General features: G+C 33.9%; 26 protein-coding genes and 2 pseudogenes. 19 read left to right on the forward strand and 9 right to left on the reverse strand.

Features of this window, described 5'->3' with window-relative positions; genetic code table 11:
* Positions 1–58: 58 nt before the first annotated feature.
* Positions 59–1,273 carry a helix-turn-helix domain-containing protein gene (locus tag C564_RS0102805; protein ID WP_018764352.1) on the reverse strand — a complete coding sequence of 405 codons (1,215 nt, stop codon included), beginning with the start codon at positions 1,271–1,273 and terminating at the stop codon, positions 59–61.
* A 119-nt stretch (positions 1,274–1,392) separates the two neighbouring features.
* Here C564_RS0102805 and C564_RS0102810 point away from each other — a divergent pair, with 119 nt between their 5' ends.
* From C564_RS0102810 to C564_RS0102850, 8 genes are all read left to right on the forward strand, one after another.
* On the forward strand, positions 1,393–2,661 hold the full coding sequence (locus C564_RS0102810) for an MFS transporter (RefSeq protein WP_018764353.1): 1,269 nt from the start codon (positions 1,393–1,395) through the stop codon (positions 2,659–2,661).
* 134 nt (positions 2,662–2,795) lie between these two features.
* Positions 2,796–3,320, forward strand: a complete 525-nt coding sequence (locus C564_RS0102820) for a DUF4398 domain-containing protein (RefSeq protein ID WP_018764354.1) — start codon at positions 2,796–2,798, stop codon at positions 3,318–3,320.
* A gap of 160 nt (positions 3,321–3,480) precedes the next feature.
* Entirely contained in the window at positions 3,481–4,275 is a 795-nt protein-coding gene (ucpA, locus tag C564_RS0102825) for an SDR family oxidoreductase UcpA (protein WP_018764355.1), read from the forward strand.
* Between the two features lie 165 nt (positions 4,276–4,440).
* On the forward strand, positions 4,441–4,602 hold the full coding sequence (locus C564_RS0102830) for a hypothetical protein (RefSeq protein WP_003196574.1): 162 nt from the start codon (positions 4,441–4,443) through the stop codon (positions 4,600–4,602).
* A gap of 171 nt (positions 4,603–4,773) precedes the next feature.
* Positions 4,774–5,400 (forward strand): cupin domain-containing protein, encoded by a 627-nt coding sequence (locus C564_RS0102835; protein WP_003196576.1) that lies wholly within the window; start codon positions 4,774–4,776, stop codon positions 5,398–5,400.
* A gap of 135 nt (positions 5,401–5,535) precedes the next feature.
* Positions 5,536–6,615: a serine hydrolase gene (locus C564_RS0102840; protein ID WP_018764356.1), complete on the forward strand. Its 1,080-nt coding sequence runs from the start codon at positions 5,536–5,538 to the stop codon at positions 6,613–6,615.
* A gap of 142 nt (positions 6,616–6,757) precedes the next feature.
* A complete protein-coding gene (locus C564_RS0102845) occupies positions 6,758–7,321 on the forward strand; it encodes a histidine phosphatase family protein (protein ID WP_018764357.1) in 564 nt (187 codons plus the stop codon).
* A gap of 119 nt (positions 7,322–7,440) precedes the next feature.
* Positions 7,441–7,833, forward strand: a complete 393-nt coding sequence (locus tag C564_RS0102850) for a hypothetical protein (RefSeq protein WP_018764358.1) — start codon at positions 7,441–7,443, stop codon at positions 7,831–7,833.
* 46 nt (positions 7,834–7,879) lie between these two features.
* Here the strand turns inward: C564_RS0102850 and C564_RS0102855 are convergent, their stop codons facing one another.
* Genes C564_RS0102855 through C564_RS0102865 form a run of 3 tightly spaced genes read right to left on the reverse strand, consistent with a single transcriptional unit; the run spans position 7,880 to position 9,550 of the window.
* On the reverse strand, positions 7,880–8,812 hold the full coding sequence (locus tag C564_RS0102855; protein WP_018764359.1) for an alpha/beta hydrolase: 933 nt from the start codon (positions 8,810–8,812) through the stop codon (positions 7,880–7,882).
* A 14-nt stretch (positions 8,813–8,826) separates the two neighbouring features.
* The gene (locus C564_RS0102860) at positions 8,827–9,156 is read right to left on the reverse strand and encodes a DUF3147 family protein (protein ID WP_018764360.1); all 330 of its coding nucleotides are present in this window, start codon (positions 9,154–9,156) and stop codon (positions 8,827–8,829) included.
* The gene (locus tag C564_RS0102865; RefSeq protein WP_003196588.1) at positions 9,140–9,550 is read right to left on the reverse strand and encodes a MarR family winged helix-turn-helix transcriptional regulator; all 411 of its coding nucleotides are present in this window, start codon (positions 9,548–9,550) and stop codon (positions 9,140–9,142) included. Before C564_RS0102865 ends, C564_RS0102860 begins: the two co-directional genes overlap by 17 nt.
* 162 nt (positions 9,551–9,712) lie before the next feature.
* Between C564_RS0102865 and C564_RS0102870 the strand changes: the two genes are divergently transcribed.
* From C564_RS0102870 to fbpA, 5 genes and pseudogenes are all read left to right on the forward strand, one after another.
* Entirely contained in the window at positions 9,713–10,507 is a 795-nt protein-coding gene (locus C564_RS0102870) for a protein phosphatase 2C domain-containing protein (protein WP_018764361.1), read from the forward strand.
* A gap of 254 nt (positions 10,508–10,761) precedes the next feature.
* Positions 10,762–11,328 carry a sigma-70 family RNA polymerase sigma factor gene (locus C564_RS0102875; RefSeq protein WP_018764362.1) on the forward strand — a complete coding sequence of 189 codons (567 nt, stop codon included), beginning with the start codon at positions 10,762–10,764 and terminating at the stop codon, positions 11,326–11,328.
* Positions 11,325–12,425 carry a DUF4179 domain-containing protein gene (locus C564_RS0102880; protein ID WP_018764363.1) on the forward strand — a complete coding sequence of 367 codons (1,101 nt, stop codon included), beginning with the start codon at positions 11,325–11,327 and terminating at the stop codon, positions 12,423–12,425. Before C564_RS0102875 ends, C564_RS0102880 begins: the two co-directional genes overlap by 4 nt.
* A gap of 279 nt (positions 12,426–12,704) precedes the next feature.
* Positions 12,705–13,534 (forward strand): annotated as a pseudogene (locus C564_RS36070) (cation diffusion facilitator family transporter).
* Between the two features lie 191 nt (positions 13,535–13,725).
* On the forward strand, positions 13,726–13,896 hold the full coding sequence (gene fbpA / locus C564_RS0102890; RefSeq protein ID WP_003196601.1) for a Fur-regulated basic protein FbpA: 171 nt from the start codon (positions 13,726–13,728) through the stop codon (positions 13,894–13,896).
* Between the two features lie 62 nt (positions 13,897–13,958).
* Here the strand turns inward: fbpA and C564_RS0102895 are convergent, their stop codons facing one another.
* On the reverse strand, positions 13,959–14,630 hold the full coding sequence (locus C564_RS0102895; RefSeq protein ID WP_006094393.1) for a GntR family transcriptional regulator: 672 nt from the start codon (positions 14,628–14,630) through the stop codon (positions 13,959–13,961).
* A gap of 16 nt (positions 14,631–14,646) precedes the next feature.
* Positions 14,647–15,612, reverse strand: a complete 966-nt coding sequence (locus C564_RS0102900; RefSeq protein WP_018764364.1) for a DMT family transporter — start codon at positions 15,610–15,612, stop codon at positions 14,647–14,649.
* Between the two features lie 157 nt (positions 15,613–15,769).
* On the opposite strand from C564_RS0102900, the gene C564_RS0102905 reads away from it, so the two are divergent.
* A complete protein-coding gene (locus C564_RS0102905) occupies positions 15,770–16,084 on the forward strand; it encodes a DUF3784 domain-containing protein (protein WP_003196606.1) in 315 nt (104 codons plus the stop codon).
* 85 nt (positions 16,085–16,169) lie between these two features.
* Here C564_RS0102905 and C564_RS31690 read toward each other — a convergent pair.
* Positions 16,170–16,670, reverse strand: a pseudogene (locus C564_RS31690) (CobW family GTP-binding protein); the annotation flags it as partial.
* A 536-nt stretch (positions 16,671–17,206) separates the two neighbouring features.
* Here C564_RS31690 and C564_RS0102915 point away from each other — a divergent pair.
* The 5 genes from C564_RS0102915 to C564_RS0102935 all read left to right on the forward strand — a co-directional run bounded on the left by C564_RS0102915 (position 17,207) and on the right by C564_RS0102935 (position 22,389).
* A complete protein-coding gene (locus tag C564_RS0102915) occupies positions 17,207–17,737 on the forward strand; it encodes a cysteine hydrolase family protein (RefSeq protein WP_018764366.1) in 531 nt (176 codons plus the stop codon).
* A 428-nt stretch (positions 17,738–18,165) separates the two neighbouring features.
* Complete coding sequence (gene nhaC, locus C564_RS0102920; protein ID WP_003196614.1) at positions 18,166–19,569, forward strand: Na+/H+ antiporter NhaC; 1,404 nt, start codon at positions 18,166–18,168, stop codon at positions 19,567–19,569.
* Positions 19,570–19,761: 192 nt separating this feature from the next.
* A complete protein-coding gene (locus C564_RS0102925; RefSeq protein WP_018764367.1) occupies positions 19,762–20,547 on the forward strand; it encodes a TerC family protein in 786 nt (261 codons plus the stop codon).
* A 108-nt stretch (positions 20,548–20,655) separates the two neighbouring features.
* On the forward strand, positions 20,656–22,044 hold the full coding sequence (fumC, locus tag C564_RS0102930; protein WP_018764368.1) for a class II fumarate hydratase: 1,389 nt from the start codon (positions 20,656–20,658) through the stop codon (positions 22,042–22,044).
* Positions 22,045–22,140: 96 nt separating this feature from the next.
* A complete protein-coding gene (locus tag C564_RS0102935) occupies positions 22,141–22,389 on the forward strand; it encodes a hypothetical protein (RefSeq protein WP_018764369.1) in 249 nt (82 codons plus the stop codon).
* A gap of 95 nt (positions 22,390–22,484) precedes the next feature.
* On the opposite strand, the gene C564_RS0102940 is transcribed toward C564_RS0102935, so the two are convergent.
* Together C564_RS0102940 and C564_RS0102945 are read right to left on the reverse strand one after the other, a co-directional pair.
* Positions 22,485–23,705 carry a macrolide family glycosyltransferase gene (locus C564_RS0102940; protein WP_018764370.1) on the reverse strand — a complete coding sequence of 407 codons (1,221 nt, stop codon included), beginning with the start codon at positions 23,703–23,705 and terminating at the stop codon, positions 22,485–22,487.
* A gap of 611 nt (positions 23,706–24,316) precedes the next feature.
* Positions 24,317–24,733, reverse strand: a complete 417-nt coding sequence (locus C564_RS0102945) for a PH domain-containing protein (protein WP_018764371.1) — start codon at positions 24,731–24,733, stop codon at positions 24,317–24,319.
* Between the last annotated feature and the right edge of the window lie 665 nt (positions 24,734–25,398).

A 25,398-nucleotide genomic window follows, 5' to 3' on the forward strand; every position in this document is an offset into this window, starting at 1 on the left:
CTCCCATCTTTATTATTTTTGCTGAAAAGGAGGAATAATATACCATTTTGAGAAGGGTTTAAAGTTTTTGTATTATTTGTAATGTTTCTTTAATAAACACAGTAAATGTCGAATCAGGGAATTCTTGTATAGCATGAAAAGCTTCTGTTGCTTCTTGAAGCGCCTTTTGCTTATTTTTGAGTTCCATATAACAAAGGGCACGGTAAGCCCCCCCAGTTATAATCCATGCTTGGTCTAGTGGGTGAAACATATAATCTGGAATTGTCGCTTGCTGTAATGTTTCTAATGCTGCTTCATATCGCTTAAGGCCGTATAAAGCCTTTCCTTTTTCTAGGTAATAAACCCCGTCCTCTTGAAAGAGCGGTTTATCTTGAAGTTTTGTTCTAAATAAATCTAGATGTTTGAGAGCTAATGTATATTCATTTGTTATTGTATTATAATAATAAGCTTTTAATATATCTATAATCGCAATAGATAAAATATTTTCTGTGAAAACGGCAAATTGTTCGGATTTTTTTATATAGTGTAGATATTTATTTTCATCTGCTACTATTACATTTTGGTAGGAGAGAATTCGATAAAATTCATCTGTTTTATAATACACTTGATTTTCTTTTGAGAAGTCAAGAGCTTGTAAGATAATTTTTTCGCACCCTTCATAATCACCAAATGCGAGTAAAACAATTGCCTCACATAAGAATAATTCTATTTGTATAATAAGATCCATTTCTAATTGTTTTGCTTCATACTCTTTTCGAATAGAGGTAAGAAGTTCTAGGCATTCTTTATATTTTTTATGGACAAATAATACATAACACAGCTTTAAACTAGTTTGTGTACTTTCACGATATAAAGTATACTTTTGAAAAATTTCTACTGCTTTTTCAATATAGGAATGTATGCTGTAATCTTTCATATTAAATGCAACGCTTATAAATTGTTTATATAAACGAGCTGTACTTAAAGTAGGTGGTAGTTCTTTTTGAACAATAGGTAGCAGTGTACGATACGCTTCTTCAAATTGATTATTTTTTATAGCTTGTTCCATTTTTGGAATCAGCTTTGTTACTTCTTCGTTGTCCTCCTCTAGTAAAAAACTTGCTTCACATTCAAGCTGACTAGCAAGATATTGTAATGTCTTCATAGAAGGTGTTGCTTTCCCATTTTCAATTTGACTCAGCATACTTTTCGTTAGCTCTGAGCCAGCTAATTGTGTCTGAGTAAGACGCTTTTCTTTTCGCAATGCTTTAATTTTTTCACCAAGAGTAGCCATATCGTTGCTCCTTTATTATAAAAAAAGTTAAATACAATTAAACTTTTTGTTGTAAAAATTCGAAAAATGATTATATAATAAGTTTAACACAATTTAACTTTTTAGGGGAGAGTGGCGTAATGGGGGATGTAAGTATAAGTCAAAATGATCCAAGAATCAAAATCGCAACGAGAAATATCATTTTGATGATGATTGGAAAAATGACTTCTTTATTAGGTGCAGGGATTTATACGTTTGCAATGGGGTTATATGTTTTAAAAACAACAGGATCAGGAGTAGGTTTTGCAATTACGCTTATTTGTGGTTCTATTCCAAGAATGGTATGTGGACCAATTGCAGGGGCTGTGGCAGACCGAATAAACAGACGGTGGGTTGTTATTGGTGCGGATTTATTAAGTAGTCTTATTATGTTCACGATGTTTGCACTTTCTACTTTATTTGACATTTCACTTCTATTCATCTATGTATCTGCAGCACTGTTATCGATATGTGCAAGTTTCTATTCTGTTTCTTTTACGGCTTCTATTCCAACTTTAGTTGACAGTGCACGTATTCAACAAGCGAGTTCTTTAAACCAAACAGCGACAGCACTTTCGACTATTTTAGCACCAGTTATTGGTGGAATAGTGTTTGGTTTGTTTTCAATGAAATTCTTTTTTCTTCTAAATGGTATTACATTTTTTTTAGCAGTAATTGTACAGTTCTTTATTGCATTTGATCTGTATAAAGTACAAGCAGAACAGAAGAAAGCTGATTTTTTATCCAGTATTAAAGAAGGATTCTTATATGTAAAAAGACGTGATGATATGTATACGATGTTAAAAGTGTTTATTTGGATTAATTTCTTTGGCAGTGCACTGTTTGTTGCACTTCCGTATATTATCATTCAAAACTTACGTTTATCGTCTCAGCAACTAGGTGTTGTGGAAGGAATGTTGGCGGTAGGAATGTTGGTTGCATCAATTGTTTTATCTGTTCGTAAGGAAATGAATAATTTATTTCGCGCGGTTCGCATTAGTTTATTTGTCTTAGCGGGTTTGTATTTGTGTACTGCATTTCCGTTATTAGTTACAATTCCAGGGACGGTAAGTTTTATTTACTATATAATTTTTATGCTTATTTTTGGAATGACGAGCATTTCCATCAATGTTCCCCTTCAAGTATATGTTCAGAAAACAACTGATTCACAATATCTAGGACGGGTTTTTGGATTAATTGAAACAATTTCTACGGCAATTACGCCTCTTGGAATTATTTTGTATGGATTTTTATTAGATATAATGCCAACTAGTATGGTAATGGTTATTTCGGCTATTGGAGTATGGATGGTAGTATTATTAGGGATGAAACAAATGGATGTGAAAAAACAAGTGGATGTATCAGCATAGATGTACAATGTTTTTCTAGGAAAACTTCATTTTGAAGGAAATGAAGTTTTTTCTTTTTTGAAAGTGTTTTTTAGTTATGATAAATTAAATTTAGAAATCCATGTTGAATGGCAAGAGAGAGGGAGAAGAACAACATGAAATACAAAATGGTTGTAATGCTTTTTGTACTGTTTATAGTGGCTGGATGTAGCAGTAATTACGATATCCAAGTTGATACAGGTATGCAGGCATTAAAAGATGAGAAATATAGTGACGCAATTATGTGGTTTGAAAAAGCAGAAAAAGAAAAATCTACGAACGAGGTAAAAGCCTATAAAGAAGTTGCTAGCCTGATGGATCATGGTGCAACGGCGTTAAAAGATGGTAAATATTTAGAAGCAAAGGATGACGCGAACCAAGTATTACAAAAGAAAAAGGATGCATCCCTTGAGAAATCTGTAAAGTCAAACGCAGAAAATATGCTTCAAAAGGCAAAAGACATTGAGAAAAAAGAAAAGGAAAGAATTGCAAAGCAGAAAAAAGTGGACGAAGAAGGAATTGATAAAGTAATTAAAGCGGTAGATAGTATTGATGAAGTAAAAGAAAAGCAGAAGAAAGCTGGAGAAGTATTGGATAAAGCTGAAAATGCACAAGAAAAAATAGAAGCGAAGAAAAACTAATAGAATAGTATTTGAAAAGGTATGTATGAGGCTGTCATTTTTATGACAGCCTTTCTTTTTGAACATTTTTTACAAATGAAAGAAATAAAAAAACACAGGAAATATTTGGTATGATAAAGTTATTGGAAAAGTTTTCTACAAATCATAAGGGGGCTATGAAATGAGAAAATTAGATGGAAAAGTTGCTTTTGTTACCGGTGCTGCAATGGGGAATGGTGCTGGAATTTCCCATGTATTTGCTGAATTAGGAGCGAAAGTATTACTTGTTGATATTTCAGAAAAGGTTCATGAAACAGCAAAAGAAATTGTTAGTAAGGGGTTAGAAGCAGCTAGTTACGAAGTAGATGTAACTGACTTTGCAGCTGTAAAAGAAATAGAAAAAGATGTATACGAAAAATATGGGAAGATTGATATATTAGTGAATAACGCAGGAGTTATTCGTCTTGCTAACTTTTTAGAGATGTCAGATGAAATGCGTGATTTTCAATTTCAAGTAAATATTAACGGTGTGTGGAACTTCTCTAAAGCAGTCTTGCCATATATGATTGAGAAAAACTATGGAAAAATCGTGAACATGTCTTCTGTAACAGGAACGCTAGTTGCAGATGAAGGAGAAACAGCTTATGCGACAACCAAGGCCGCTATTTGGGGATTTACAAAAGCGTTAGCACGTGAAGTAGCCAAGCATCATATTACGGTAAATGCGATTTGTTCAGGCTATATTATGACGCCAATGGCAGAGCAAATTGCAAATAAGTCTGATCCAAATGAACCGAATAGTGTTATTGATGGAATCGCTTCAGGTGTTCCGTTAGGACGTTTAGGGAAAATTGAAGAAGTAGGACAATTAGCTGGATTCCTTGCATCTGACGAATCAAGTTACATACCAGGAACACACATTGTAATTGATGGTGGAAGTACATTGCCAGAAACAGTTTCTGTTGGTGTGGAGTAATATTTAAATATAGGAGGAATCTTAATGTTTTTAGGGTTTCTCCTATTAGGGTGTTTTTTTGTATAATTAGAAAAATCAATTTTGTTACAATAACTTGAATTTCCACTATTTCATCAAAAAAAGGAATATAATAAATGTATAACCTATTACAAGGAAGTGTAACTTATGAGTACAGTAGCTATCGTATATGGTATTATTCTTTCTACTATTATTGCTTTATTTGTTTTTGGAGTTTCACGTTATATCCACAAATGGAAAGAAGGGATTGCAAAGTTAAATCATATTGAAGAAGAACTTGGCGATTTAATGTTACATCATGGTAAGTAAAGAGGTTTATTTTTTAGTTAAACAATGTGAAGGATATCACAAAACATGCTAGCATTGTGGAGCATGTTTTTTTGTTATGTAAAAACGATAGTAGATAGGCACATCAGTTTGATTTCTTCCATACGATACAATGTTAAGTATGAAATGTTGGGAATAGAAAAGAGGGATCGAATGGCTAATTCAGGATATGTTCCAGATAATAAAAACTTAAAGAAAAGTTCTGGGACACCAAATCTTTTCTTTGACTCACGGGAAAATATATTTTTTAAACGAGATGATAAAAATATTGCTTATGAAGTGACTTCAACACAATTACCAGCAATGATTGGAGGAGCGTTTGTCGATCTTTTTATGACGAAAGGTCATATGAGGGAACCACATTGGCATCCAAACGCTTGGGAATTAGATGTCATCGTTTCTGGAGAAGCAATTACTTCTATTTTAAATCCAGAAACGAATCAACTGCAAAATTATCGAGCGAAAGCTGGGCAAACGGTATTTATTCCAATGGGTTGGTGGCACTGGATTACGGCTGTATCAGAAGAAGCCCATTTACATCTCTTCTTCAATAATGATCAATTTGAAACAGCTGAGGGTTCAGATGTCCTTAGAATGACCCCACCAGAAGTATTCCAAGTCGCTTACGGTGTTAATGCTGAACATTTAGCTAAGGATCTTGCACCTATTAAAGAATCTGTTGTGATTGGACCACCTAATTTAAAGCGTTTTACGGATGAACAGCGGTCTGATATAGTGGTTGTATTAAACGGAGAGGTAACTTCGTGTGAGATAGAGTAGCCCTTGTTCTCGAGTGAGGGCTATTTCATTTGTGTGTTTCTAGCAAAATACTGGATTTTTTTACATAAAACTCCCTTATACATTTGATATAATGAATATATTGATAAAAGGTATTTTGTTAGGGGGAGCAATATAGTGAAGGTGTTAAAGGTTATAGGATGGAGTATTTTTATTATTATAGCAATCATCATAGCGATTATGGAATATTACTATTCAAAAGAAGATCCAAACTATGTGCTAGATTACATAAAAGAGCATAAGAATGAGCAAACATGTTCATTAATGATTAGAAGAAATGGTGAAATTTTAGCTACTGTGAATGAGAATAAAAAACTACCGTTAGCAAGTATGGCAAAAATAGTAGTAGCAGTGGAATTTGCAAAACAAGTTTCAGAAGAAAAGATAAATCCACAGGAGCAAATTCCATTACAAGATTTAGAAAAATACTACGTACCAGACACAGATGCTGGAGCGCATCCGGCATGGTTAGAGGATGCAAAAATAAGAAATGCAATAAAAAATGAAAAGCTTTCTTTAGAAGAAGTAGCCCGAGGTATGATTCACTTTAGTTCTAATGCAAATACAACCTATTTATTAGAAAAATTAGGACTCGAAAGAATAAATAATAGCTTAAAAGAATTAGAGCTAAATAGCCATGATGCATTCTATCCATATACATCCCCCTTATATATGAGAGGGTATGTAGAAAAAGAACTGAATGTACCTAAAGATCAATCATTAGAAGTGTTACGTAAAATGTCTATGGATGAATATAGAAAGCATGCTTTGAAAATACATGAATGGATGAAAGATGAAGCGGAATGGAAAAAACACAATCTACCATTAAAAGTTGACATGGAATTTCAACGTATTTGGTCTGATAGGCTAGTAAGGGCAACTGCAAAAGACTACATGAGTCTAATAGGGAAAATCAATAATAGAACTGCTTTTCCAAAGCCAATGCAAGATGAGATTGAGAAGATTTTTAATGGGACTGTTGGAGATAGTATATATGAATATGCTGGTAAAAAAGGAGGTTCAACTCCATTTGTATTGACAAATAGTTTTTATGGTACAGATAAAGAAGGAAACAAGGTTGAAATAGTCTTTATGTCTAATGATTTAGATTCTATGGAATTACAAAAACTTAAGAATAACTTAGATTATTTTATTCGATCTGTAGTAATGAGTGAGGAATTTAGAAAAAAGTTATAACAATATAATTTTATTATGTAAACAAAAGGTGCTTTTTTCATGAAGTGCCTTTTGTTTGTTATACAGCAAAAAATATTGAAAGGAATTGGTCTATATCTAATAGAATCAATGGGATAGAAGAGGAAATAAAAGGAGGATTTTCATGACTCATATATATTTTGTCCGTCACGCCCATTCTATATATACACCGGAAGAAAGAGAACGTCCATTATCCGAAAAAGGACGGAATGATGCGCAAAGTGTGGCAGAGTTATTAAAAGAAGAGAAAATTGATGTTGTAATCTCTAGTCGATACAAAAGAGCGATTCAAACGGTTCAAGGGGTTGCAAACCAATTCCAATTGCCAATACAATTTGAAGAAGAATTGCGTGAGAGACTACTAAGTAAAGAATCGGTAGAAGATTTTGAGGAAGCAATTATGAAGGTGTGGGAGAATCCCATCTTCTCGTTTAAAGGCGGGGAATCAAATAATATTGCACAAAAGCGTGGTGTTACATGTATTCAAAATATATTAAAACAATATAAAGGGAAAAATATTGTAGTTGGTACCCATGGAAATATTATGGTATTAATAATGAATTATTTTGATTCTACATATGATTATCATTTTTGGAAAACACTCGACATGCCAGATGTATATAAATTGACTTTTAATGAAGAGAGTTTACTTTCTACTGCAAGAGTAGAAGAGCGCACTAAAATATAGAAACAAGTCATCATGTGAATAATTTGTAAAATTTTATCGAGAAAGCAGGAAAGAACGGGTTTGTTAGAGAAGTATGCTTTTGTAACATAAAAAAATGCATGATAAAGGAGGCTGTTTACATGTTTGAGAAAGAGAAGGGGTTAGTAGATCATCCACCAGAAGGGCTCATTGAAGTTCATAACGTATATGAAATTGTGCCACCTGATGGAACAATTATTGGTATGGCAACACCAGAAGAGATGGAAGTTGCTGCCGAACTCGAATTACAGCACTATGCCTATTCTCGTTTACTAGAAGCAAATATTCAGCTAGACGGTTCCTCCTACAAGGATATACTTCAGGAGTTCCAGGAGTATGAAAGAAAGTCAATAGGGTTTTGGCGGGCATTACATAAACGCTTAGCTGTACCTTGGGCATGGGTACTTCGTGTTGATGTTGCGAATGGACCTATATATGTGAATAATGGAAACTCGTATTATGATGGTGATGAAGACGAGGAAGATTATGAATAGATGAAAAGGCAAGAAAGCAGTGAAGGCTGCTTTCTTTTTTGCATGTTTATTTAATTCTAGAATGCTCATTGTTTTCAGGGTCATGTACGTCACTTACTTCGAAGGAATGGATTGCCTGAATTATGATATCAGGGCGATCACTTTCGATTCCATGACTAGCATTTTGAGCGAGAATATATCGGCTGTTTTGGGAGAGCATACGTTGTTCTTGAATAAGTTCTTGCCATGTTTTTTCAAGCTTTTTAGCTTCTTCATTAGGCATTCCCTCTTGAATCATTTGCCCGATAGAATGATTGGGATCTCTTCCAATGACGATTAATGGTGTTTTTAATGTGACTCTAAGTTGTTTTATTCTATGTGCACAAGATTTCCACTCTGAAAGTTCAGAAGTAGTAGCCTTATATAAGAAAGGTGATGTAAGGAATTTCACGTATTGTTTTTGTTTATATGGTGACAAGTGACTGTATTGATTTAATGTAGAGTCTAGTTCTGCACGAAGTGCTTCTACATTCATATTGGAATAATCCCTATATTTTTGTAGCCATATATCATCCGAATCGGTTTGATCAGAGGTAGGTAAATCCAGTTCATCTAATCGATGTAAGTTTACAGAAGTAGAATCAACAAGAATCAAAGCTTTTAACTGATTGGGGTGTACCATAGCAAAATGTTGCGCACATAACCCTCCATAAGAATGACCAACTAAAATTATGGGTTGTCGAATAGCTAACATATGTAATAGTTCCTGTAATTCTTTTGTTGCTTGTAGTGTTGTACGTGGTTCGTTACCAAGTTCACTTTTCCCATAACCAGGGCGATGAAATAGAACTACGGTATAATTTGAAGAAAGTTTCTCTGCAATTTGGAACCAATCATAAAAGGAACATCCCATCCCTGTTTGAATTACAACGGTCTGAGAGCCATTTCCCATTGTGCAAACTTCTATTTTCTTTCCACGTACTTTTACAAAACGATTCATGGTAATAGCCTCCACTAAGATTGAAATGTTTTTTGAAAAGCAAATACGATACACCAAATGCCTACACCGAATAGTACAGAGGTACTGAGTGAAAAAGAATTTTTTAATCCAATATAAACAACAAATAATAGAAGTGCTGATGCAGGAAAGCCGTATAATACTCCTAAAGTAAATTGACTTAAATCTTGTTTGCTCCCACCTTCAAATGAAAGCCAAAACAAGCTAAGCAAACTGATAAGAGGAAGGGCAGCGATAAAACCACCAATTGTACTATAATGTTTGGCAAACTCAGTTACACCACCGATGATGAGGGCGGAAACGATTACTTTAACGAGGAAATGCATATTTTGACTCCTTTGCTAGTAATGAAAAAGCCTTTTCGATTAATTGCTGTTCTTCTTTTGAAAATTGAGATTCTAATATTTTTAATTTTTCTTCATCTAATAATGTATGTTTCGTTAACGCTTCCTTACCTTCTGTAGTCAATGTTAGATTAACGACTCGTTCATCTTGTTTATTTCGCTCCTTTATAACGAATCTTTTTTGAATAAGGCGTTTCACATGCTCTGATGCTGTATTATGAGATAAGCCTAATTCAGATGCAACTTTCCCAATTGTAGTCTCCGTTTCTCGGGAAATGATTTGAAGAATCCGAATGGCTTGGTGAGAAAGATTATCTTCATATTCATACCGTAAATGATAATAAATGGTTTCCCAATTTTGATTGATGTTCTTCATAATGATAATATTCCTCCGTTTTTTATTTATATCTTACAATACGATATATTCGTTTTACAAGAAGTAAATTCCTTTATTTTCATAAAAATTATTGAAAAAGTTTATTTTTCTTGAAATATACGGTACTCTTAATGTAAAGGCATACAAATAGCAAGAGAGAGGATGATAGAAGTGAATACATTTAAATGGATTAGTCATGAAAAGATGTATTTAGACCAAATACATGTTGAAAAATGTGGTCCTCTTTCAGTTGGTGTATATGGCGGGAATCAAGAGAGTGATGCGTATGAAAGAGGAGATGCAGTACTAGCTTGGTGGGATCCGCAATTAGAATTTGAATTTGTTATGATCTTTGATGCTCATCATAAAACGAAAAATATACATTATATAATAGAAGCAATTTCTGAAAGAAAAGAAAAATTACAAGAATTATTCTCATATCCAGTTCATCTTGCGTTTCATCATACACATATGTATTTATTAGCGTTATTTACTGATGAGTTATTTATTGAGAAATGTGAACAAGAGAATGAAGAACTCGCGTGCTTAATTTGTTTACGAAAAGGTGAATTTTTATATTGGTTATCAGTAGGAGAGTGCTTTGCTTATTTATTTCATTCGGAACAATTACAGAATGGAAAAGGGAGATTAAATAAACGTAAATTTTATGAATATATTGGAAGAAAAAATGTTTTTGCTGCTAATTCGCCCTGCTTCACTTCTGGGGTTCGTGGATTAGAGAAGGGAATGAATCATATTGTTTTGGCGACAGACGGTGTGTTAGAGTGTGATAAGCAAACGTTTGATGATGATCAATCTTTACTTGAAGTACTGCATAAAGGAGATTCTCTTCAGATTGAACCTGCATTAGCGAATGTGCTTGAATGGAAGGGAAGAGATTGTGCGACTATCATTGGGTGGTCAATTGATACAGAAAATAGAGAATATGCGGATTAATATTTTTCATAAAGTGAGCTTAGGATAAATCCATTCTAAGCTCATTTTCTATTTCTTGAATAAACGTAAAATTTAAATAATCCAATGAAAACAAACCGTCAGTATATTTCTAGTGTATCGAAGGTTTATTGTATATGTGGAAACACATTTACTCTGTGAAAATGAAAAAATGATTATAAATATGAGAGAAAAAATTTTCCTGTACGTTATATAAGGTGTAAAAGCTTTTACAAAAAAATAAGGGGAATTGCGAAATGAAATCAAATGAGAAAAATTTTATAAAAAGGCTGCAGCGACAAAAAGAAGATGCGTTAGAGTTTATTGTCGATACTTATTTGTCATTAATAAAAGCAATCGTACATAAGGTTCTTATTCCGCTTAAAAATGATGGACTTATAGACGAATGTATCAATGATATTTTTCTTTCAGTTTGGAATAATGCAAACAAGTTTCATGGAGAGCCGGAAGATTTTAAGAAATGGATTGCAGCGGTTGCTAAGTTTAAAGCAATTGATTACTACAGAAAATCCATTAAGGAAGTTGAGGTTACCTCAAATGATTTTGATGTAAATACAGGAAAATCGATAGAAGATGAACTGATTATAATGGAAGATAGGGATGAACTGATAAAGTTAATTAATCAATTAGAGCCTATAGATCAAAAGATTTTTATCATGAAATTTCTTCTAGGGTTAAAGACGGAGGAAATAGGAGAAAAGCTCGGTTTAACGCGAGCGGCGATAGATAATCGGATTTATCGAGGGAAAAAGAAATTACAAAAAAATGCTACGAATCTTAGTTTAGGAGGTAGTGTAATATGAAAGACATTTACGAGCTGTTAAATGACATTGATATAGATGAAAAAGAATTAGAGGAAATGAAGGCTTATGAATTTGAAAAGGAAAAAGTGAAACGCAACTTAAAACAGGCTATATATATAAAGAAAAAAACGAAGAACTGGAAAAAGGGTGTCGCTGTTGCATCTATTTTAGTAGGGTTGTCAGTTGCAACACTTGGAATTGGATTTCCTACTTATGCAGGAGGGATTCCGATTGTAGGTAATATTTTTCGATTTTTAGATAATGGTAGAACGGGACTTTATGAAAATTATAAAGAATTTTCTACTGAGTTAAATATGGTGAGGGAAAGTAATGGGATTAAAATAACAATCAATGATGTGATTTCTGATGGACGAACTGTATCAATAACATATTCAATGGAAAGTGAGCAAGATTTAGGAGATGACCCAATTATATTAGGTGGGTTAGATATAATGGGGTCTGATGGAGGAACAGGAAGTTCTCAAATTTCTAAAGTTGCAGATAAAAAGTATGTAGGTATGGCGACAACGACACATCATAGCAGTAATAAAAAAGACAAAATAAACCTTAGATGGAATATAGACAAAATAGAAATACTGGATAAAAAGAAAGAAATAAAAGGGAATTGGAATTTTGCTCTTACTGTAAAGGCAATGGATAGTAAAGAAAAAATAATTAGTGGAAGTTCCGAAAAAGAAGGCGTAAAAGTAAATATGGAAAAGGTGGCAGTGTCACCGATAACGTTTATTCTTTATTACAATCAAGAAGTTTCTAAAAATACAAGGAAGGAATGGGATGCTGTAGATGTTGAGTTGGAAGTTAAAGATGATTTAGGTAATCATTATTCTGGAGAAGGAAATGGTGGATCAGGTAAGGATTCCTATAATATTCATTGGAGTGATACATTTCAAAAGCTACATGAAAATGCAACGAAACTAATTATTACTCCCCGGATTAATTTGCGAGTTCATACTCCTGAAAACCATGGCGGGGTAGAAATGAGTGGTGGAAAAGAGAAGAAGATTGAAGTACCTAAAAAAGAAGCAAAAAGTAAAGATATTGTTTTAGATGATATCGTAATTGATTTGAAGAAGTAATAGGTGTAAGGACTGTCTTATTTACATAAGGTAGTCCTTTTTCATGAAACCACTATAAACAATAAATAGTTATATTTTTTGCGGGGAAACAAGGAACTGGTGTTAACAATCACGAAGAAATTAAGTAAAGGGGTGACTCGTGGTGTATGAATTGAAATGGATAAATCATGATAAATTAGTAATATTTGTCGCATAATAGAATACTGGAATTATTATTGAAGGGGTATTTATAGGGGACATTCACATAATCATGGTCATTCACAAAATAAAAAAGCGTTAATGGTTGTATTCATATTAACGACAAGTTTTATGATTGCTGAGGTTATTAGTGGATTTGTAACGAATAGTTTAGCACTTTTATCAGATGCTGGGCATATGCTAAGTGATGCAGTCTCTCTTGCTTTAAGTTTACTTGCCTTTAAAATTGGAGAAAAAAAGGCGACTTTAGACAAAATATATGGGTATAAGCGAATTGAAATATTAGCCACATTGTGCAATGGTGTCGTTCTTATTACTATCTCGATATACATTTTTATCGAAGCAATTCGCCGTTTTCAGGAACCAGTGGAGATTGCTAGTAATGGGATGTTAATGATTGCTGTTTTCGGTTTGTTCATTAATATTACGTCAGCATGGATTTTAATGCGAGGCGGAGATGTGAAAGAAAATTTAAATGTACGAAGTGCTTTTTTGCATGTCTTAGGTGATTTATTAGGATCAGCGGGGGCAATTATTGCAGCGCTACTTATTAAATTTTTTGGCTAGACAGTTGCCGATCCAATTGCCAGTATCCTCGTTTCCATCTTAGTCATTATAAGTGGCTGGCGTGTAACACATGATACCGTTCATATATTGATGTGGAAGAAGTGAAAGATACATTATTAAACATTGCAATTGTAAAAGAAGTACACGATTTACACATATGGTCGGTTACATCAGATTTTCAAGTTTTAACGTGTCATCTTGTTATAGAAAAAGGTGAGGAAGCACAAAGTGTATTAGCAGAAGCAACACGTTTATTGAAGGACAGTTTTCATGTCGAGCATGTTACGATTCAAATAGAAATAGAGAGGGACTCTATCCATAAAGAACCACTTTGCAAAGTATGAAAGAAAAAAGATGATAAAAAGTGTCATAAACCATCTTAGGAAACATACATATATATAATGTGGCCACAAACAGTTTGTAAGGTAAATATTTCATGATATTACTTTACTTCTAAAATATCATCTTTTATAATCAAAGTGGTAATTGATAGAGATTATCATTTTCAATGATTGTAGAAAGGAGTTTTTAAAAGATGAGTAGTCAACTCCGTTTTGCTGTTGAAAATCGTAAGAGGCAGTTAATTGATCAGTTAATTGGGGCGGGTGTGTTTAAAATTCTCGATCGACAATTATACGAGCTTTCTTTAGAGGAACTAGAAAAAGAGTATAGGGACATTGAGAAATATGCCGAGATTCGCGCATAGTTATATAGAATTGTAAAGGAAGAGCCGTTTGCGTTGAGAGAACACGTAAACGGCTCTTTTCATTATTTCATAGAGATTATTTTTTGGATTTCTTTCATTGGTCGTAACCAGTTTTGAGACATGATTTGTTCTATTTGTGCTGCATCCTGGTTTTTTAATGCCTCAATTATTAAATTGTGCTCTTCAATCGATTTACGTGCAGGAATGAAGTTTTGGAAAAAAAGGTATTCAAGACGTAACACATGAAGTTGTATGTTTGCTAAGAAAGGCTCGATATATGTATTTTTAGCGATTGATACGATTGTATTATGAAATTGTATATCTAAGTTTAATGCTTGTTTTGAATTTTTTTCATCTATAGCATTTTGAAATGCCTCGTTTATTTCAGAAAGTCTTATCAGGTCGGTGTCGTTTATTTGATGAATTGCTTGTTTTCCAATAATGGTATGAAGACCAGCGATCGTTTCATAAATGACAGATACATCCTCTAATTTTATAGGGGTGATTTTTGTTTTTTGTCCTGGAACCATCTCGACCAGTCCTGAAAGTTCTAACACTTGCAGTGCTTCTCTAACCGGTGTTCTGCTCACACCTAAAGCTTCAGCTAGCTCTCCATCATTAATCTTTTCATCAGGTTGTAAAACACCTTCAATAATCCAATCTTGTAGTTGGTTTAAAACGAGGGATTTAGCAGATACTCTTTCTTGCTTTCGATAGTTTTGAGGAATAGGCATGATCGAACAGTTCCTTTCATTTTATGTTTTGTTTTTTCGTAATGGCAAGTCGTAGTTTCGGTTTTCCTTCATCTGGCTTTTGGCTTAGTACAAGTACCATTACAATAATACAAAGAGCACCTAAAAATTGAAATGATTGAAACGGAACATGCAAAATGAGAATAGAAGAAATGATAGCTGCAAGTGGTTCTGTACAACCAAATAATGTAGTTTCTTTCGGTGTAAGATATCGTATGCTGTCTAAATATAAATAAAATGCGATGAGTGTGCCGAAAATAACAACGAATGTAATGAGAAAAAGATTGTTAGGCTGAAAATATTTCATGCCAGATAATAAGATAAACTCGTTCGTGGAGAGAAAATGTAAGACGGTTACACCAACTCCTCCAATAATCATCCCCCATCCAACAATGACAGATGAAGACCATTTCTCTAATAATTCCTTTGAATAAAGGCTATAGAATGCTAGTGATAAACCGGATAAAATACCCCAAACGATAGCTGGTGTTGAAACAGCTAAATTATCAATGGATCCATTCGTTAGCAAGAAAAAGGTCCCGATTAAAGATAGTACGATAGAAATAAAATCGATTTTAGTAGGACGAATATTCCATTTAAAGATAAGGTAAACAGTTATAAATATTGGTGCTAAATATTGTAACAATGTTGCGACTGCAGCATTTCCTTCCTGAATAGAAGCAAAATAGGTATATTGTACAGCAAGCATACCTAACAATCCAAACAGAATTATTTTGTTTGCCTCAGCTTTTTGCTTCCAAATGCCAAGTACTTCTGATTTTTTACTGCCAAATGAGGAGAAAAAGAGTAAAATAATTCCGGATATAAGTAATCGAATTGTAACTAACCATTCTGTAGAAACATTTTCTTGTTGAAACAGTTGTTGTGCAGCGGTCCCGGATAATCCCCATAAACTAGCACCTGTAATGACCATAATAATGCCTTTCAATCTTCCTGAATCCATGGCTGGTTCCTCCTTTCAGAAAGAAAATCTAATTGAAATATTGAATACAATATGTAATATATCACGAGTAATATTAAAAATAAACAGAATTTTTTAATATTAAAGATAGACATGTAATAGTTATAATTATGGTAAAATATTGTAAAGGAGGGATTTGATGATCGGTGGATTTATAATCAGTTTTCTTGTAGGCATGTTAATCATTATTATGGGATACCAAATTCATATAAAAAAGCGATTATTTCTCATTGCAGGATACCAAGAAGAGACTTTCGTGGGGGATAAAGAGAAACTTGCAAAAATATCTGGGATTTTTTCTTACGTAATAGGAATTACTACCGCTCTGTTACCATTTGGACTAGAATCAATTGGTGATGCTGCAGGGGTTGGGTATGGGATTTTTGTTGTTATAAGTACAATTGTACTTGTTATATGGGCTAATGTAATAAATAAGCCTCACAAATCTGAATGATAAACGAAAGCAAGATGGTAACCTTTTGAGGAAGCCATCTTGTTTTTGAAATCACTTTATAGTTAGTAATCTTGTGAATTTTGTATTATGAGACAACGGTAAAAGGGGGAATTGGATCAACAAAATCATCCCACTCCTGATTCATTTCTTCCCCGGTTAATAAGCATGTATCCAAAGAGCGTTCAATTTCATATTGATTCATTTCAACTCCAATAAAGACTAGTTCTGTTATTCGATCCCCATATTGATCATCCCAATTTTTTAAGACTTCTGGTTCTTCCCTAAGTATTTGCTGTTGCTCAGCTGCAGGTAATGTTGCAACCCATTCACCAGCTCCTTGAATGGTAATGGAAGAGCCAGCTTGAGAGAGAAGCCCCATCATGTGATTACGAGATGCAAGCCAGAAAAAACCTTTCGCTCTTACAATATCTAATGGCCATTTTTGTAACCAATTCATAAGTCGAACAGGATGAAATGGACGTTTGCGACGATAAACAAAGGAACTAATGCCGTATTCTTCTGTTTCTGGTGTATGGTGTTCGCTATTTAACTCCTGAATCCAACCAGCTGCTTGACTTGCTTCATCTTGTAAAAGTAAGTAAAGTAGAAAAGGTGGAAAAGCCGAAGGATCCATATGTGTATGATGCTTTGCCGCAATGATAATTTGAAAGAGCAATTAGCATTGCTAAGGAATAAGGGGTGAAGGCATACCCACTGTATCTTCTTTCTAAAGCGACATATGGATAAGTTTGTGAAAGTTAGTAATCGAAAAAAAGAATTACAAAACATATATAAAGAGTATTAAGCCTGTATGATTTTAAAAGAAAAGATCTGGTACATTAAATAAAAAAGCTTTCTTTACTCATTAGGGTAAAGAAAGCTTTTTTATGGATTGGTCTTCAGGATATTATTTTTCCGAAACCTCAATTACTTTAACTCATAATTAGTGGGGATGAAGAGAATTGTCACTTTATAAATTACAGCAAACTCTACACCTTTATTTTATTAAACAATTATACGTAATTGGATAGCGTATTTTGGATAGATTAAAAATATGAATTTATAAGTGAATATGTTTTGTAATTGTATTGGGAAGGAAAACTTTCGGAGGGATGTATTTTTATGATAAGAAATTGTGTAGCATTACTCATTATTGATGTACAAACAGGTTCTTTTCAAGAGAAGCAACCTTTATATAAAGGAAAGGAATTGTTAGAAAATATTCAGTTGTTAATTTCAAAAGCTCGATCTGCTCAAGCACCTATTTTTTATATGAAGTATAATGGGAAAGCTGGTTCACCACTTAAACCAAAGACTTTAGGTTGGGGGATTCATAAATCTATAGCTCCATTAGCAGAGGATATTGTTCTTAAGAAAAATCACCCAGATTCATTTCATAGAACGAATCTGCAACAGGAGCTAGACGAAAGAAATATAACACAAATTGTAGTGACAGGAATTCAATCTGAGATTTGTGTGGATGCAACATGTAGACGTGCTTATAGTCTTGGATATGATCTTACTCTTGTAGAAGATGGACATAGTACATACGACTCCACAATCTTATCTGCATCCCAAATTATCGATCATCATAACCAAGTAATTGGACAATGGTTCGCTCATGTTAAACCTGCTGAGCAAATTAGATTTTAGTGGGTATTTTGATTGCGGATGAATTTTTAAGAATGGCAACTATAATAATATAGCGCGGATATTTCTATTTATCCATATATATTATTTTTTGATGTGCATCATTCTAAAATAACAATGTTAGAAAAGGGAAAAATGGAATAATTGTTGTACATATGGTTTCACTTTAGATAAAAAAGTGTTTTAAATTACGTATATTTCTATTTTAAAATCTATTTTTTAGACTTTCTTATAAATAAAAATACAATATTTTTTATAATTTTCATTGCGAAATGTCCGCTCTACTTTTACAATAGAAAAGGTGTATATTTATTATACTAAAAAAACAAATCGGAATAATATGAAAATTATAGTTTGTCTTTGTGCATTATATACAAAAGTACATATTAGGCGACATACATCATGTTATCGACTTGTAAGGAGAGAAGCAAATGAAAAGTGTAAGATTACCATCAATTCCAGAAATCATTATTCTTTTATTACTATTTCTTGCTGTTGTCTTTTCCTTTCAAACGATCTTTAATTTGCCGATTCAACTAGCGCTATTTATTTCATGGTTTTTAGTAATTGCGCTTGGACTAAGGTTAGGGTTTCGTTATCAAGAATTGCAAGATGCAATTACAAAAGGAATTTCCAACGGATTAGAAGCTGTTCTCATCTTAGTTGCTGTAGGAGCATTAATTGGGACATGGATTGCTGGCGGTGTTGTACCGACATTGATCTACTACGGATTAGAATTTATTCATCCGAGTGTATTTTTATTAGCAACCTTAATTATTTGCTCAATTACTTCCATTGCAACAGGTACATCATGGGGAACAGTTGGTACAGCTGGTATTGCCATGATGGCAATCGGTGAAGGTCTTGGTTTACCGCTTCCACTAGTTGCTGGAGCAGTACTTTCAGGGGCATACTTTGGAGACAAGTTATCTCCGCTTTCTGATAGTACGGTACTTGCTGCTTCAATGGCAAAAGTAGATGTTATTGCACATGTTCGAGCTATGCTTGTATTAGATGTACCAGCATATATTATTACCGGTATTATGTTTACAGTTGCCGGATGGATGTATGGTGGAGATAATGTTGATTTAAACAAAGTGGAATTTTTAAAAGAAGCTTTATTAAAGCAATTTGATATTAAAATATGGATGCTTGTACCAGCAGTTATTGTCATCGCACTATTAGCAATGAAAAAACCATCAATGCCAACAATTGCAATGGGAGCGCTTCTCGGTGCAGTTTGGGCAACTCTGTTCCAAGGTATGCACTTTGGAGAGGCAATTGGAACAGCATATAACGGTTTTTCTATTGAATCAGGTGTGGACTTCATTGATAAGTTGCTAAATCGCGGTGGAATCAATGGTATGCTTGGTTCAGTAGCAGTTATTATTTTTGGATTAGGTTTCGGAGGGTTACTTGAAAAACTCGGTGTTTTAAAAGTAATCGTATCAAAATTTGAGAAGAAACTAAACTCTGCAGGAAATGTAACACTGTCCACATTAATCGTCGCTTTCCTGGCAAACGTATTCGGCTGCGCAATGTACGTATCACTTATTTTAACTCCAAAAATTATGCAAGACAGCTATGATAAATTAAAGCTCGATCGTCGTATATTGGCTCGTAACTCAGAAGTGGGTGGAACGCTAACTTCAGGTATGGTTCCATGGTCTGATAATGGGATTTACATGGCTGGTATATTAGGGGTCGCAACATTATCATACATTCCATTCATGTGGATGAGCTTTGTATCATTAGCATTGGCAGTTATATACGGATATACAGGGAAATTCATTTGGTATGTTGATGATGCTGAAAAAGGGAAGCAAGTGTCATAATATAAAATCATCCCTTCCATTGGTGTATTAGAGATTTTTAATTTCTATAGAAGATGACAATTCTTCATCGTATAGTACGAAGTTAACCCGTAAGTTCGATTAGAACTTACGGGTTGTTCAGTTTCTAATGAGATTAGTATATTTCCCTTATCAAAAAGCAAAATATATAGTATCAAAAACAGGAGGAGAAATATGACTGAATCATTACTGCTGGAGTATGGGGGAGTTATATTAATTCTTATTGCATTAGAAGGAGTTTTATCTGCAGATAATGCTCTTGTACTTGCTATTATGGTTAAACATTTACCTGAAGATGATAGAAAAAAGGCTTTATTTTATGGATTATTCGGAGCATTCATATTTCGATTTGGGTCATTGTTTTTAATTTCATTTCTTGTGAATGTATGGCAGATGCAAGCGATTGGTGCAATTTATTTATTGTTTCTCTCTGCTAGAAGTTTGGTTAAAGTATATCGAAAAAAGAAGTGGCAAAGAGAAAAGTACGGAGAGCAGGAAAAAAAGATTGAAGAAAATACTCCAAAAAAGAAAAGTGGTTTTTGGCTAACAGTTCTGAAAGTAGAGGTTACAGATACTGCATTTGCGATTGATTCGATTTTAGCAGCAGTGGCTCTTACACTGACAATTACACCCTTGAATAAAGGAATGATAGGTGGCCTTGACGCAGGGCGATTTTTCGTTATTTTAACTGGTGGAATGATTGGTTTAATTATTATGCGATTTGCAGCTACTTATTTCGTGAAGATATTGCGTGAAAGACCAGGTCTTGAAACGGCAGCTTTTATGATTGTTGGGTGGGTCGGTGTGAAACTTATTATTTCAACGCTAGCACATCCTATGGTTGGAATAATTAATAAGGATTTTCCCCAATCGGTTACGTGGAAAGCTATTTTTTATATCGTATTAATTGCGATTGGCGTTTCTGGTTGGTTTTTATCTCCCGATTCATCTGAAACATAGTTTTTTAAATATAGAATTATGAATAAACAGGAGTGAGAATCCTTATCATTTGAAGGGAAGTCTGTTACAATGAAAGCGTAGCTATTATATTTTCAAGGGGATGAAAACATGGAGTACAGAATTGAAAGAGATACATTAGGAGAAATGAAAGTTCCAGCTGATAAATTATGGGCAGCGCAAACACAACGCAGTAAAGAAAACTTTCCGATTGGAACGGAGCATATGCCGATTGAAATTGTACAAGCATTTGCAATTTTAAAGAAAAGTGCTGCGATTAGTAACCAGAAACTAGGGAAGTTATCAGAAGAAAAAGCGCAGGCGATTGTAGAAGCAGCGGATGAAATCCTAGCAGGAAAATGGAATGAACATTTCCCGCTTGTTGTATGGCAAACAGGTAGCGGTACACAATCAAATATGAATGTGAATGAGGTAATCGCAAACCGGGGGAATCAAATTTTAAAGGGAAAAGGGCTTGATGTACATATTCATCCAAATGATGATGTAAACATGTCTCAAAGTTCAAATGATACATTCCCGACAGCACTTCACGTTGCATGCGTGATTGCGGTGGAAAACCAAGTGTTACCGGCAATTACAAAATTAAAAGTAACATTAGAGAAAAAAGCAAATGAGTTTCAAAATATTATTAAAATTGGTCGTACGCATCTGCAAGATGCAACGCCTTTAACGTTAGGACAGGAAATTAGCGGTTGGCATCGTATGCTTGAAAAAACAGAGCGTATGATTGCGGATAGCAATACATATATGAAAGAACTTGCGATTGGTGGTACTGCAGTTGGAACAGGAATTAATGCTCATCCTAAATTTGGTGAGATGGTCGCAGAGGAAATTAGTCAGTTTGCAGGAAAACAATTCGTGTCTGCACCGAATAAGTTTCATGCATTAACGAGTCATGATGAAGTTGTGTTTGCACATGGTGCATTAAAAGCATTAGCAGCTGATTTAATGAAGATTGCTAATGATGTACGTTGGCTTGCGAGCGGTCCGCGTAGTGGTCTCGGTGAAATTATTATTCCTGCGAATGAGCCAGGAAGCTCTATTATGCCAGGTAAAGTAAATCCAACGCAAAGTGAAGCATTAACAATGGTTGCAGCGCAAGTTATGGGAAATGACGCAACAATTGGATTTGCGGCGAGCCAAGGTAACTTTGAGTTAAACGTATTTAAGCCAGTAATTGCATATAATTTCTTACAATCTGCTCGTTTATTAGCTGATGCAACAGTTTCGTTCAATGATAAATGTGCGGTTGGTATCGAAGCAAATAAAGAAGTGATTAACCAAAATGTAAATCGTTCTTTAATGCTTGTTACAGCATTAAATCCACATATTGGCTATGAAAATGCAGCGAAAATTGCTAAACATGCTCATAAAGAGGGATTAACGTTAAAAGAAGCAGCATTACAATCAGGGTTATTAACGGAAGAACAGTTTGATGAAATTGTAGATCCGAAGAAAATGATTGCGCCGAAAGAATAATTTTAATTCATAATGGAGAGAGAGCCAGGTTCTAATTTTAGAATCTTGGCTCTTTTTTCATGGTAAAATATTTGAAATGAAAGGCAGGTGAGGAGAATGAAATACGCCATTTCTACACTAGCGGTGCTGATTACATTTATCGTATTACAATTGTTACCAAGAACTATATTCACATACTTTTACATGCAGGATTCACGGGATTGGACGAGCGTTGCAACAATAACTCCAGCAGTATCTGCTAATCACTTCTTTGATGTTGACTACATACAATTATTCTTCGTTTTTTTATCTTTCATCGTAGGATTTGTTACACTTAAATTTATTGAGAGAAGGAAAAGAGTTTAGATTAAAAGTAAATCCGGTAATTGGAGCTACAAGATAATGCTTATGGGCTATGAAAAAAGATCTATGTTAGTGAAAACATGGATCTTTAATGATTTTCATGAACGAGTAAATTTGAAAATCTTATTAGCAGCCCTAGAATAACCACCCGCGTTACGAAATGATTGACTAATTTTTTTCGTATTGTTCTTATAAATAGGATTCCTTAACACTTCACTAACAGCTTCTTTGATATCCTCCGCCGATAGTTGTTGAATATTTAACATAGCTCCTGCACCAAGTTCTTTCACTCGTTCAGCAATCGTATGTTGATCATTTATGATAGGAAGCATAACTAAGGGTACTTCAAAATAAAGTGATTCACTGGTGCTATTCATTCCACAATGGCTAATAAAGACATCAGTTTGGCGAAGTACATCTAATTGAGGAACATAGTTACGAACAATAAAATTATCGGGTATATTCTTTAGCTGCTCTGCTTTTAATTGTTTGCCTATACTAAGCACCACTTTAACCTTTAAATCTTTTAAAGCGGTAAAGCACTTTTGATAGAAGTCTGGCTGGTTGTTCATTATCGTTCCCATAGAAATGTAAATCACATGTGTGTCTTTTAATAGATTCATTGGAAAATCGTTTGCAGTTTCATTTTTAGTAATGGAAGGTCCGACAAAAATATAGTTATTCTTAAAAGCGCTGCTATTCCTTTGGAAATAGGAAGAAGTGAAGACGATATTTAAATCTCCTGAACCAGGACAAAGTAAGAAGTTGTAAGATAATGGAAGTTCGTATTTGTTTTCTAAATATTGTTTGCGTTTGGCGATTTCTTCTAATTGTAAAAATGCTTTTAGCATGGTCAAACGCTCTTGTTTTTGTTCCATATCATCTATTCCTGTCAGGGACATATTTATTTTTGGATCTTGTGAATATGCAAAAGTGGTCCAAGTTGCAATAGATAATAATTTGTTTTGGTGGGCAATCCATTTTCCAGGTAAAGATTGTGCATCGTATATAATATAATCATACGTTTCGTTGGAAATTTCTTCTAGGATGGAGTCGGTGATCATTTCCATTGCATTGAGAAATTGCAATAAATATTCTTGAGGCTGGGAAGCCATAAGACCCATACTTTCTGCAAGCTTTCTGTGTGCCTTTTGATCAACGGGACGGAACTGGGCACCGGCTTTTTTGATTTTTTCTTCAAAATGATTGGATGAATAATAGGTGATATGTTCTCCTCGTTTTACTAAATCATTTACTAATCCAAGTGTTGGATTTACATGTCCTTCTCCACCAATGTTGATGTAAAGCGCTTTTTTCATCTTTATCCCTCCAGTAAATATAGTTTGATACATACCTTAGCAAAGAGAATACAAGTTTTATCAGTAATGATTCCTATAGCAGTGCGAAGTACAAAATATGATGATTGTCATAATAAAATCTCAATTTTTTGTGGATGTATATTATATTTTCAGATGAATAACGTCGGATTAAAAAGTAAACATATTTATCTTTTGTTCGGATTATAACAAACTATTTTTGATTTTGTCTATAAAAATAAAAAAATATTTTGTGTGTGGGTATAGATTGCACTTATATGGAGCGGATTGAATAGAGAGGAAGCAGTAATGTTATCTTGAGAAACAGATAGATAAGAAATAAGAGGGAGTTTCATTTATCCTGCTATTTGCGGGCAGTAAAACCTTCATCTCAAAATTCGGCGAAAGCAAAGAAGTTAGGCTGGGGATTAACTGTCCGTAAAAGTCGGATTGGTGAGGGATAATACTCAGTGGGAGATGAAGAAAAACTCAACTGCTTTTCACTTTATGGTCAGGAAACTGAACGTATAATAAGTCAAGTGATTCTGATTAACGGGAAAGAAGGAAATTAGCAAGTTTGACAATTCATATGATAGACAAACTTGCTAATATGATTAATTGGTAGGTTTGTCAATTACTTTTAGGTTGGGACATTTGTCTTTTAATAAACTGATAAATTTTTCTTCTTCTTTTGGCACACAAACCGTTAAAGTATCAAATAGTCCATACATAATTTCTAATCGTTGTCTGGTCCATTTTTCCGAATCTAATTGTTTTCCATAATATTTTATGTGACGTATATTTTCAAAGGGAATTTCAGTATTTGTAAAAAAGTACTTAACGACAAGTGAATGATTAGTTATTTCATAAGTAGATCTATAAAGAGAGAAAAAGTTGAAGAGATTCAATAGCATAATACAACTAAAATAGATATGATCATCACTTTGAAGGGAAATTTGTGTACACAAAATAATGGTTACTAATATAAAGATAAATACATGTATAGGATTTTTTTTTACTTTGAATTTCATTTCTATTCACCCCTGAATTCTTACTACGTTAAGTAATTTAATCATAATATTATGATTAATAAAATCAGTATGTATAATTGCATATTTTGTTCTAAGTGAATTCATGTAATATTTAAAAATATGAATGATGCTATTTATACTTGAGATTTGGTAACGAATGAATACTTTGCCTAGTTTTTACGATTAAGGGTGGTTTAGCGTGAGTTGTAAAAAAGGTATTATGATAGGTGTACTGTGTGCATGTCTTTTTACCTTGAATGGTTGTGAATATTCGAATAGATCTCGAGGGGATTGGAACAAACTAACGATTGAACTACCCCCACCTACCTCTACAAGAGCTTGAGGTGAGGGATTCTCCTGTCTCTGTCCTCACAAAAACAGTTCCTCTCGTTCAACAAAGAGGATACAACGATATAGAAGTTCCGTAGTGCCCTTATGTAAGGCGACCTATTCTATCTTCCGTGGAAAACAAAACAGGTACAGCTACTTTTTTCTTATATCGAGGTGTAGAACACTTTGTCATGCATCCAGTTCCTAGACTTGTTATCTGCTCTGGTAACAAGTGTAAGAGACTGGGACAAGGTGTTCTTTTTTCTTTATGCAAACAATTTTGTTAGCTTTTTCTTTTCACTTTCAAATACGTCTAATCGCTCGATCTGTAAGGC

Origin of the sequence: Bacillus sp. 105MF (assembly GCF_000374885.1) — a bacterium.
In the GTDB taxonomy this organism is placed as follows: domain Bacteria; phylum Bacillota; class Bacilli; order Bacillales; family Bacillaceae_G; genus Bacillus_A; species Bacillus_A pseudomycoides.